Source organism: Pseudomonas sp. FW300-N1A1 (assembly GCF_058789115.1).
In genome coordinates this window covers 1-10,396 of sequence record NZ_JBYTBK010000071.1, presented here as the reverse complement: position 1 = coordinate 10,396, position 10,396 = coordinate 1, and the positions used below count along the sequence as shown (strand labels likewise).

General features: G+C 59.6%; 11 protein-coding genes. 8 read left to right on the top strand and 3 right to left on the bottom strand.

Annotated features, from left to right (window positions below; all coding sequences use genetic code 11):
- Positions 1-91 precede the first annotated feature (91 nt).
- Entirely contained in the window at positions 92-1,291 is a 1,200-nt protein-coding gene (tyrS, locus tag AC3WQN_RS25150; RefSeq protein WP_095147221.1) for a tyrosine--tRNA ligase, read from the bottom strand.
- Between the two features lie 209 nt (positions 1,292-1,500).
- Here tyrS and AC3WQN_RS25145 point away from each other — a divergent pair, with 209 nt between their 5' ends.
- On the top strand, positions 1,501-2,919 hold the full coding sequence (locus AC3WQN_RS25145; protein ID WP_103402289.1) for a peptidoglycan DD-metalloendopeptidase family protein: 1,419 nt from the start codon (positions 1,501-1,503) through the stop codon (positions 2,917-2,919).
- Positions 2,920-2,922: 3 nt separating this feature from the next.
- Positions 2,923-4,014 (top strand): anhydro-N-acetylmuramic acid kinase, encoded by a 1,092-nt coding sequence (locus tag AC3WQN_RS25140; RefSeq protein ID WP_103402288.1) that lies wholly within the window; start codon positions 2,923-2,925, stop codon positions 4,012-4,014.
- A gap of 73 nt (positions 4,015-4,087) precedes the next feature.
- On the opposite strand, the gene erpA is transcribed toward AC3WQN_RS25140, so the two are convergent.
- The gene (gene erpA / locus AC3WQN_RS25135; protein ID WP_027617200.1) at positions 4,088-4,438 is read right to left on the bottom strand and encodes an iron-sulfur cluster insertion protein ErpA; all 351 of its coding nucleotides are present in this window, start codon (positions 4,436-4,438) and stop codon (positions 4,088-4,090) included.
- 167 nt (positions 4,439-4,605) lie between these two features.
- On the bottom strand, positions 4,606-5,640 hold the full coding sequence (argC, locus tag AC3WQN_RS25130; RefSeq protein ID WP_103402287.1) for an N-acetyl-gamma-glutamyl-phosphate reductase: 1,035 nt from the start codon (positions 5,638-5,640) through the stop codon (positions 4,606-4,608).
- Positions 5,641-5,774: 134 nt separating this feature from the next.
- On the opposite strand from argC, the gene hemJ reads away from it, so the two are divergent.
- The 6 genes from hemJ (at position 5,775) to coq7 (ending at position 10,304) form a co-directional block, all read left to right on the top strand.
- Positions 5,775-6,206 (top strand): protoporphyrinogen oxidase HemJ, encoded by a 432-nt coding sequence (gene hemJ, locus AC3WQN_RS25125; protein WP_103402286.1) that lies wholly within the window; start codon positions 5,775-5,777, stop codon positions 6,204-6,206.
- 33 nt (positions 6,207-6,239) lie between these two features.
- Positions 6,240-7,208: an NAD(P)H-dependent flavin oxidoreductase gene (locus AC3WQN_RS25120; RefSeq protein WP_103402285.1), complete on the top strand. Its 969-nt coding sequence runs from the start codon at positions 6,240-6,242 to the stop codon at positions 7,206-7,208.
- A gap of 82 nt (positions 7,209-7,290) precedes the next feature.
- A complete protein-coding gene (locus tag AC3WQN_RS25115; RefSeq protein ID WP_103402284.1) occupies positions 7,291-8,211 on the top strand; it encodes a DUF805 domain-containing protein in 921 nt (306 codons plus the stop codon).
- 62 nt (positions 8,212-8,273) lie between these two features.
- Complete coding sequence (locus AC3WQN_RS25110; RefSeq protein ID WP_103402283.1) at positions 8,274-9,062, top strand: SDR family NAD(P)-dependent oxidoreductase; 789 nt, start codon at positions 8,274-8,276, stop codon at positions 9,060-9,062.
- 81 nt (positions 9,063-9,143) lie between these two features.
- Entirely contained in the window at positions 9,144-9,482 is a 339-nt protein-coding gene (locus AC3WQN_RS25105) for a histidine triad nucleotide-binding protein (RefSeq protein ID WP_095082976.1), read from the top strand.
- A 174-nt stretch (positions 9,483-9,656) separates the two neighbouring features.
- Complete coding sequence (gene coq7, locus AC3WQN_RS25100; protein ID WP_095147228.1) at positions 9,657-10,304, top strand: 2-polyprenyl-3-methyl-6-methoxy-1,4-benzoquinone monooxygenase; 648 nt, start codon at positions 9,657-9,659, stop codon at positions 10,302-10,304.
- The last annotated feature ends 92 nt before the right edge of the window (positions 10,305-10,396 follow it).

Sequence of the window (10,396 nt, the reverse complement as noted above, 5' to 3'; positions counted from 1 at the left end):
TTGTTTACCAAGGAGTTTTCCGTTTCGACTGCGCCGGAAGTGGGGCGAATTATAGACAGATAAAATTCGCCGTCAACCCCTTATTTCAGCTTTACTCGGATTTGAGCGTAATGCGAGCAAATGCCTTCTTGCCAGCCTGGCAAACGTGGGTCGCACCCAGTACGTATATAAAGGAGCGATCAACCACCTCGCCATCGATACGTACACCACCCGAACCCAGCAGATCACGAGCCACCGCCGAGTTCTTCACCAGCCCTGCTTTATTAAGGACCGCCGCAATAGGCATATCCTCGGCAGCGAACAGCTCGATCTCAGGCAGATCATCCGGCAGCTCACCCTCCTTCATGCGGTTACCCGCCGCACGATGAGCGTTCGCCGCAGCCTCTTCACCATGGAAGCGCGCAACAATCTCTTCAGCCAGCTTGATCTTGATGTCCCGCGGATTCGCACCCGCCTCGACATCGGCACGCAAGGCATCGATGTCATCCATCGAACGGAAGCTGAGCAATTCGAAATAGCGCCACATCAGCACATCCGGAATAGAAACCAGCTTGCCGTACATGACACCCGGCGCTTCCTGGATACCGACGTAGTTGCCCAGGGACTTGGACATCTTCTTCACGCCATCCAGCCCCTCAAGCAGAGGCATGGTCAAAATGCACTGAGCCTCCTGACCATAGCTGCGCTGTAGCTCGCGCCCCATCAGCAGATTGAACTTCTGGTCCGTGCCGCCCAGCTCGACGTCCGCGCGCAACGCAACAGAGTCATAGCCCTGAACCAGCGGATACAGGAACTCATGAATAGCGATAGGCTGGTTGGTCGAGTAGCGCTTGTTGAAGTCATCGCGCTCAAGCATGCGAGCCACGGTGTACTGCGAGGTCAGGCGAATGAAGTCCGCCGGCCCCATTTGGTCCATCCAGGTGGAGTTGAACGCCACCTCGGTCTTGGCCGGATCAAGGATCTTGAATACCTGAGTCTTATAGGTCTCGGCATTTTCGAGAACCTGCTCGCGAGTCAACGGCGGGCGCGTAGCGCTCTTGCCGCTCGGATCACCGATCATCCCGGTGAAGTCACCAATCAGGAAGATGACCTGATGCCCCAGGTCCTGGAACTGACGCAGCTTATTAATAAGCACCGTATGGCCCAGGTGCAAATCCGGCGCGGTCGGATCGAAGCCAGCCTTAATACGCAGCGGCTGGCCGCGCTTGAGCTTCTCGACCAGCTCGGACTCGACCAACAATTCTTCCGCACCACGTTTGATCAGCGCTAGCTGCTCTTCAACCGACTTCATAACCAACCTGCAAGGCTCAGATTCAAAGGGAACCAACCATACAAGATCGCGCACCAAATACAAGTTTTGCCCGGCGCGCGGGCATCAATCCGCGAACAGAGCATCCGCGGCTTGCTTAAGAGGCCATTTGGTTATATTTTATACAGTTATTTCATCTTCATCTTGTTATTCATTTTTTCCATATCATCTTTTCCAAAGTCAAATTACCTATGACCACAGAACCGTCTAAAGCGCCGCCGCTTTATCCGAAGACTCATCTGCTCGCGGCAAGCGGCATTGCCGCCCTGCTCAGCCTGGCGCTCCTGGTGTTTCCATCCAGTGACGTCGAAGCCAAAAAGACAACCCTGAGCCTTGAGCTGGAAAGCCCTGCTGAACAACTGACACAAGATCAAGACGCTGCTGACGCCGTTCAAGCCACAAACGAACCCGTACAATCTCCCTTCGCCCAGATTGAAAACAGCATCGACGACACCCCGCAGACGGCTCAAGTAGCCCCGGCACCGGTGGCTGAAGAAAAGAAAAGCCCCAGCCACAAGGAAGTCATAGTCGCCAAAGGGGACACGCTTTCCACACTCTTTGAAAAAGTAGGCCTGCCCTCCACGCTGGCGAGCGAAATCCTGGCCAGCGACAAGCAAGCCAAGCAGTTCACCCGCCTTAAACGTGGCCAGAAGCTCGAGTTCGAACTCGGCCCCGACGGCCAGCTCACCCAGCTGCACAGCAAGGTCAGCGATCTTGACAGCATCAGCCTGAGCAAGAACGCCAAGGGCTATGCCTTCAGCCGCACCACGGCCAAGCCAACCGTGCGCTCCGCCTATGTGCACGGCGTGATCAACAGCTCGCTGTCGCAGTCCGCTGCACGCGCAGGCCTGTCCCACAGCCTGACCATGGACATGGCCAGCGTGTTTGGCTACGACGTCGACTTCGCTCAGGACATTCGCCAGGGCGACGAATTCGATGTGATCTACGAACAGAAAGTCGTCAACGGCAAAGCCGTCGGTAACGGCCCGATCCTGTCCGCCCGCTTCACCAACCGCGGCAAGACCTACACCGCCGTGCGCTACACCAACAAGCAAGGCAACAGCAGCTACTACACTGCCGATGGCAACAGCATGCGCAAGGCGTTCATTCGCACGCCAGTGGACTTCGCTCGTATTAGCTCGCGTTTCTCCATGGGACGCAAGCATCCAATTCTGAACAAAATACGCGCCCACAAAGGCGTCGACTACGCCGCCCCTCGCGGCACGCCGATCAAGGCGGCCGGCGACGGTAAAGTACTGCTGGCTGGCCGTCGCGGTGGATACGGCAATACCGTGATCATCCAGCACGGCAACTCCTACCAGACCCTGTACGGCCACATGCAAGGCTTCGCCAAAGGCGTGAAGACCGGCGGTAGCGTCAAGCAGGGCCAGGTGATCGGCTACATCGGCACCACCGGCCTCTCGACCGGTCCGCACCTACACTATGAGTTCCAGGTCAACGGCGTTCACGTCGACCCTCTGGGCCAGAAGTTGCCAATGGCAGACCCGATCGCCAAGAACGAGCGTGCACGCTTCCTGCAACAGAGCCAGCCGCTGATGGCGCGCATGGATCAAGAAAAGGCCACGATGCTGGCTTCGAGCAAGCGCTGAGCCATGGCGCTCTATATAGGCGTGATGTCCGGTACCAGCCTTGACGGCCTGGACATTGCGCTGATCGAGCAAACAACGGCGATCAGGCTGATCGCCACTCACTACATCCCGATGCCCGACTCCCTGCGCACCGAGCTGCTCGGCTTGTGTGCCAGCGGGCCCGACGAGATTGCCCGCTCCGCGATTGCCCAGCAGCACTGGGTTGCACTGGCCGCCCAGGGCATCAATGCCCTCCTGACCGATCAACAGCTCAGCGCCGCTGATATCCGGGCCATCGGCAGCCACGGCCAGACCATTCGTCACGAGCCGGCGCGGGGCTTTACCGTTCAGATCGGCAACCCTGCCCTGCTCACCGAATTGACCGGTATCACCGTCGTCAGTGACTTCCGTAGCCGCGATGTGGCGGCTGGCGGGCAAGGCGCCCCTCTCGTTCCGGCCTTTCATGAAGCCTTGTTCGAACAACGCGGGGGCAACCGTGCGGTTCTGAACGTGGGCGGCTTCAGCAACCTGAGCCTGATCGAGACTGCCAAACCGGTCTCGGGCTTTGACTGTGGCCCCGGGAATGTCCTGCTGGACGCCTGGATCCATCAGCAACGCAACGAAACGTTCGACCGCGATGGCCAATGGGCGGCCAGCGGCACAGTCGAGCCGACCTTGCTCAAAGCCTTGCTCAGTGACCCGTTCTTCCTGACCAAGGGCCCGAAAAGCACCGGCCGCGAAGTGTTCAACCTGCACTGGCTGACACAGCACCTGGCACGACTTCCCGTGTTCGCAGCGCAAGACGTGCAAGCCACCTTGCTGGAATTGACTGCACTGACCATCGTCGAGTCTCTACAAGCGGCACAGGCCGACACGCAGGAACTGCTGGTGTGCGGCGGCGGCGCCCATAACACGACGCTGATGGCCCGCCTCACCAGCCTGTTGCCCAATGCCCAGGTCGACAGTACGGCCGCTTACGGTGTAGACCCGGACTGGGTCGAAGCCATGGCCTTCGCCTGGCTGGCCCACTGCTGCCTCGAAAGCATTCCGGCCAATCGCCCAAGCGTCACTGGCGCACGCGGCCTGCGGGTACTTGGCGCCATCTACCCCGCCTGAACAGCAGACAGCAAAACGCCGCATGGCCGTGAAGCCATGCGGCGTTGAGTACCGCTGATACCGCCCTGATCGATCAGATCGAGAACGAAGAACCGCAGCCACAGGTCGTGGTCGCATTCGGGTTCTTGATCACAAACCGCGAACCTTCCAGGCCTTCCTGATAATCCACCTCAGCGCCGGCCAGGTACTGGTAGCTCATCGGGTCGACCACCAGGCTGACGCCCTCGCGCTCGACGATGGTGTCGTCATCGGCCACTTCTTCATCGAAGGTAAAGCCGTACTGAAACCCTGAACAACCGCCGCCCGTAACGAATACGCGCAGCTTCAAGCGATCATTACCCTCTTCATCGACCAGGCTCTTCACCTTGTGCGCGGCACCGTGGGTGAATTGCAAAGCCGTGGGGGTGAAGGATTCGACGCTCATGCTGACTATCTCCCGGCGTTACGCCGCCATAATGCGTGATGACGCGCATTATCCGCTTCTCCCAGAAAATCGGTCAACTATTGTTATGGTATAGCAATCAACAGAATCGCACCCTCAGACAGCAAAAAGGCCCGCTTAACGGGCCTTTTTGCTGAACGGGATCGTGTTTAAGGCAACATCCCGGCGTGAGACAGCCCCAGGCGCTCATCCAGGCCAAACAGGATGTTCAGGTTCTGCACCGCCTGACCCGACGCGCCCTTGACCAGGTTGTCGATCACCGACAGGACCACTACCAGATCGCCATCCTGTGGACGGTGAACCGCAATTCGGCAAACGTTGGCACCCCGCACGCTACGGGTTTCCGGATGGCTGCCGGCCGGCATGACATCGACGAACGGCTCGTTGGCATAACGCTTTTCAAACAGCGCCTGCAAGTCCACCGAACGGTCGATAACGGTGGCATAGAGCGTGGAGTGGATACCGCGAATCATTGGTGTCAGGTGCGGAACGAAGGTCAGCCCCACGTCTTTACCCGCCGCGCGGCGCAGGCCCTGGCAAATTTCAGGCAGGTGACGATGTCCTTTGACCGCGTAGGCCTTCATGCTTTCCGAGGTCTCGGAGTACAGCGAACCGACGGCCGCGCCACGACCGGCACCGCTGACGCCGGATTTACAGTCAGCGATCAGGCGCGTGGTATCGGCCAGACCGGCTTCGAGCAAGGGCAAAAAGCCCAATTGCGTGGCGGTCGGGTAGCACCCTGGCACAGCAATCAGGCGAGCCTGCTTGATCTGCTCGCGATTGACTTCCGGCAGGCCGTAAACAGCCTCCTCCAGCAGTTCTGGCGCACCGTGCGGCTGGTTGTACCACTTGGCCCACTCATCGGCGTCCTGCAGGCGGAAGTCGGCCGACAGGTCGATGACCTTGGTCCCGGCCGCGAGCAATTCGCCCGCCAGCGCGTGAGCCACGCCATGGGGGGTGGCGAAGAACACCACGTCGCAAGCACCCAGGGTCTTGACGTCCGGAACGCTGAACGCCAGGCCGTCGTAGTGACCGCGCAGGTTCGGGTACATGTCGGCAACGGCCAGGCCGGCCTCGGATCGGGAAGTGATCACGACCACTTCTGCTTGCGGATGCTGTGCCAACAGACGCAGCAATTCGACACCGGTGTAACCCGTGCCGCCGACGATACCGACCTTGACCATAAACCTGCCCTCAACGAACCCACTGGAAAGCCGTCGATGATAGGGTGCGCCCGGGCCTGCGACAACCGTCAAGGTGACGTACGGAGGCTCAAGCCTCTACTATCTCGTTACCGTGAACCTGGGAACAACTAAAAATGCTTTATCTGTGGCTCAAAGCTTTTCACATCATCAGTGTCGTCTGCTGGTTTGCCGGCCTGTTTTACTTGCCGCGCCTGTTCGTTTACCACGCCCAAAGCGAGGACAGCATCAGCAAGGAGCGCTTCAGCGTCATGGAGCGCAAGCTGTATCGGGGCATCATGGGGCCGGCGATGATTGCCACGCTGATCTTCGGCGGCTGGCTGATCATCCTCAATCCCGGTGCCTACTTCGCTCAGGGCGGCTGGATGCATGCCAAGCTGACGCTGGTGGTGCTACTGATTGGTTACCACCACATGTGCGGCGCGCAGGTGAAGCGCTTTGCCCGTGGCGAGAACACCCGCAGCCATGTCTTTTATCGCTGGTTCAATGAAGTACCGGTTCTGATATTGCTGGCTATTGTAATTCTGGTCGTCGTACGGCCGTTCTAATCCTACAGGTCACATTCACACGGGGTACCTCCAATGTCGCTGCCCGCTTTGCTCGAACAACAGTTGCGCCTGCCGGTCGTGGCCGCGCCTATGTTCCTGATTTCCAACCCTCAGTTGGTACTCGCGTGCTGCCGCAATGGCGTGGTCGGCAGTTTTCCTGCGCTTAACCAGCGCGAAAGCAGCGGTTTCAAGGCGTGGCTGGAGGAGATCGAGGCGGGACTGGCGTTATTGGATAACCCGGCGCCCTACGCGGTAAACCTGATCGTTCACCATAGTAATCCGCGACTGGACGCAGACCTGAAGATCTGCATCGAGCACAAAGTGCCCATCGTGATCACCAGCCTGGGCGCGGTGAAGGAGTTGGTTGATGCGGTGCACAGCTACGGCGGCCTGGTGTTTCACGACGTGACAACCCGTCGTCACGCCGAAAAGGCGGCCGAAGCCGGTGTCGATGGCTTGATCGCCGTTGCCGCTGGCGCCGGCGGTCACGCCGGCACCTGGAGCCCGTTCTCGCTGATCGCCGAGATCCGCCAGTTCTTCGACAAAACCCTGCTGCTGGCCGGCTGCTTGAACCACGGCCATGAGATTCTTGCCGCGCAGGTGCTCGGTGCAGACCTGGCCTACTTCGGTACACGTTTTATCGGCACCACTGAAAGTCATGCACCGGAGTCTTATAAAGCGATGCTGCTGTCCTCCAGAGCCGCCGACATTGTCCATACGCCAGCGGTATCCGGCGTTCCAGCCAGCTTCATGCGTCAAAGCCTGCTTAACGCCGGCTTTGACATCGATGCGCTGCAAGGCAAGGGTGAAATCAACTTCGGCTCGAAGCTCAAGCCCGTGAGCGATGAGGCGAAAGCCTGGAAAACCGTCTGGTCGGCCGGCCAGGGAGTCGGTGAGATCGACGACCTGCCTAGCGTTGATGAACTGGTCGCCCGACTGGATGCCGAGTACCGCACGGCGCAGGAACTCGCCGCTCGACTACCCAATCGCTGGCCGCGTTGATGTAAAACCCCAGGCCAGCCGATTCCGCCTGGCCTAGACTGTCCTGCACAGCCCTCTAGACACGTGACAAGGAAGCCCAGGCATGAGCGAAAACCGCTTCAAGATTGTCTTCGACGGAACCCTGCTGCCGGGGGTCGACATCACCACGGCCAAACTCAACCTCGCCGCCCTCTTCAAAAGCGACGTCGCCGCCATCGATCGGCTCTTCAACGGCACCCCCGTGACACTCAAGCGCGACCTGTCCCAGGCGGATGCTCATACGTATCTCAATGCGCTGTCGAAAACCGGCATTGATGCGCGCATCGAAGCCGAACCGGCCATCGAGCTCGACCTGACCGACGTCCAGCCACCCCCTGCCAGCCCTGCGGCGCCAGTCGCGCCCGAGCTCGAAGCGTCTCCTTATGCACCTCCCCGTGCTCCGGTGGGTGAGGCCTTGCCAGCGTTTTCCGAACTCAAGGTGTTCAGCGTCCAGGGACGAATCGGTCGCCTGCGTTATCTCGCCTGGTCCCTGGCCGCCCTAATGATCATTGGTGCCGTTGCCGGCACCCTCGGATTGGGGCTGCTGGCCGACGATCAACGGGTGTTGGGCGCACTTGTTTGTGTCGTCGCCTTGCTGGCCTACTTCTATGTGAATATCACCATCAGCGTGCAACGCTTGCACGACCTTGGGTGGTCAGGCTGGCTGTGGTTCTTGAACCTGGTGCCGTTTGTGGGCGGCCTTTTTCCGCTGGCACTGGCGGTCATCCCGGGCAATGACGGAGCTAACCGCTACGGCCCTGTGCAGCCGCCCAACAGCACCGCCGTCAAAGTGCTGAGCGCGCTGTGGCTGGTTGTGATTGTGCTGACAGTTGTCGGCGCGCTGGCCGGGGGCCTCGCCGGCCTGTCCGAAGAATATGAAAGCGCCCTGGGCAGCCGCTACGAAAGTAGCCAGTTGACTGACAAGGTTGACACAAACGACGCGGCGCAAGCCCCTCTGCCCCCTGTAGACTATGAGAAAGAATAAACGCGCTTGATACCTGTGACCTCTCTGTCCACAGGCCGCGAGCCGTTGCGATGGAGAACTGCATGACCCGTTACGCTCTGATCACTGGTGCTTCCAGCGGCATTGGCCTGGCCATGGCCGAAGCACTGGCGCGTCGTGGCCGCAGCCTGATACTGGTGGCCCGCCAACGTGATCAGCTTGAAAGTATCGCGATCGAGCTGACCCAACGCTTTGGCGTCGAGGTACTGTTTCGCGCCTGCGACCTGGGCGAGCCACTGCGCCTATCCGGCTTTCTGCTGGAGCTCGAAGAAGGTGACCGACAGATCGACCTGTTGGTCAACTGCGCCGGCATCGGTACCTGCGGCCCGTTTCTCGCACAGGACTGGATGACCGAACAGGACCTGATCGAAGTGAACATTCTGGCCCTGACCCGCCTGTGCCATGCCATCGGCAACAGCATGGCCTTGCAGGGGGGTGGGCAGATCCTCAACGTGGCCTCCGTGGCCGCCTTCAACCCGGGCCCGTGGATGAGCACCTACTACGCCAGCAAGGCCTATGTGCTGCACTTCTCGGAAGGTTTGCGGGTAGAACTGAAAAAATGCGCGGTCAAGGTCTCGGTGCTGTGTCCTGGCCCGACCCGTACAGCATTCTTCCGCACCGCCCAACTCGACGACCACAAGCTCGGCAACAGCAAGCTGTTGATGAGTCCCGAGGAAGTGGCGTTGTACACCGTACGGGCCCTGGAGAAAAACCGCGCCATTATCATCCCCGGTCGCCGCAATCGCTGGTTCGCCTTCTTGCCGCGCCTGGGTTCACGCTGGCTGACACGAACCATAGTCGGCATGATCAACAAGGCCTACTGCCCGCGCTGAACCCGATCACCGTAAAAGGCTGGGCGCGAGTACATCCCCTTCAGTACACTCAGCCCGGCCCATCAACATGGAGAAACAGCTGTGGATACTCTGTTCACCAAGATCATCAACAGAGAAATACCTGCCAAGATCATTTACGAGGATGACCAGGTTCTGGCCTTCCACGACATTGCCCCACAGGCCCCCGTGCATTTCCTGGTCGTCCCGAAAAAGCCGGTTCGTACCCTCAATGACCTCACCGAGGACGACAAGGCGCTGGCCGGGCACATTCTGTTCACCGCCCAACGCCTGGCGCTGGAACTGGGCTGCGAAGAAGGTTTTCGCGTGGTGATGAACTGCAATCAGCTGGGCGGACAAACCGTCTACCACATCCATATGCACGTACTGGGTCAGCGCCAGATGCACTGGCCACCGGGCTGATTTGCACAACCCTTGTGGGAGCGGGCTTGCCCGCGAAGCTTTTGGCGGTTTCAAGCCCGCTCCCACAACAGCAACACAGCACAACCCGCAGCGACTGCGTCGACATGACCCAGCGCAAACCATCACCGGCCGATTGCGGTAAACTGGCCACCGAGATTCTTCCCGGAGGTCAGCATGACTACCCAACGTCACTACTCGCCCATTGACCGTCTTCTGTTGCAAGCCGACACCGCGATGCGCACTTTGCTGCCTTTCAGTGGCCAGCCTTATCGCCCTTCGCCCGCCATCCTGCAGCCCGATGCGAAAATGAGCGACGAAGACACCCGTCACGTCGCCGGCCTGATGCGCATCAACCATACCGGTGAAGTCTGCGCCCAGGCGCTGTACCAAGGGCAGGCACTGACCGCCAAGCTGCCGCGAGTGCGAGCAGCCATGGAGCATGCGGCCGAAGAAGAGATCGATCACCTGGTGTGGTGCGAACAGCGCATCCATCAGCTCGGCAGCCACACCAGTATCCTCAACCCGTTGTTCTACGGCATGTCGTTCGGCATTGGTGCCGTCGCCGGGTTGATCAGCGATAAAGTCAGCCTCGGTTTCGTCGCCGCGACGGAAGACCAGGTGTGCAAGCACTTGAACGAACACCTGGAACAACTGCCCGCCGAGGACGAAAAGTCCCGGGCTATTCTTGAGCAGATGCGCATCGACGAAGAACAGCATGCGGAAAGTGCGCTGGATGCCGGAGGCTTTCGCTTCCCCGCACCGGTGAAATTCGGCATGAGCCTGCTGGCCAAGGTCATGACCAAGAGCACCTACCGCATCTGATTCCGCCAATTGACGGTGTCCAGTCCTGAAATAGGTTTACACCCATTTCAGCCTCAAAACGCCCGATGCACCGCATCGGGCGTTTTGTATTT

Coding starts and splice junctions, on each gene's coding strand:
- tyrS (WP_095147221.1), bottom strand. CDS start 1,291: ATGAAGTCGGTTGAAGAGCAGCTAGCGCTGATCAAACGTGGTGCGGAA.
- AC3WQN_RS25145 (WP_103402289.1), top strand. CDS start 1,501: ATGACCACAGAACCGTCTAAAGCGCCGCCGCTTTATCCGAAGACTCAT.
- AC3WQN_RS25140 (WP_103402288.1), top strand. CDS start 2,923: ATGGCGCTCTATATAGGCGTGATGTCCGGTACCAGCCTTGACGGCCTG.
- erpA (WP_027617200.1), bottom strand. CDS start 4,438: ATGAGCGTCGAATCCTTCACCCCCACGGCTTTGCAATTCACCCACGGT.
- argC (WP_103402287.1), bottom strand. CDS start 5,640: ATGGTCAAGGTCGGTATCGTCGGCGGCACGGGTTACACCGGTGTCGAA.
- hemJ (WP_103402286.1), top strand. CDS start 5,775: ATGCTTTATCTGTGGCTCAAAGCTTTTCACATCATCAGTGTCGTCTGC.
- AC3WQN_RS25120 (WP_103402285.1), top strand. CDS start 6,240: ATGTCGCTGCCCGCTTTGCTCGAACAACAGTTGCGCCTGCCGGTCGTG.
- AC3WQN_RS25115 (WP_103402284.1), top strand. CDS start 7,291: ATGAGCGAAAACCGCTTCAAGATTGTCTTCGACGGAACCCTGCTGCCG.
- AC3WQN_RS25110 (WP_103402283.1), top strand. CDS start 8,274: ATGACCCGTTACGCTCTGATCACTGGTGCTTCCAGCGGCATTGGCCTG.
- coq7 (WP_095147228.1), top strand. CDS start 9,657: ATGACTACCCAACGTCACTACTCGCCCATTGACCGTCTTCTGTTGCAA.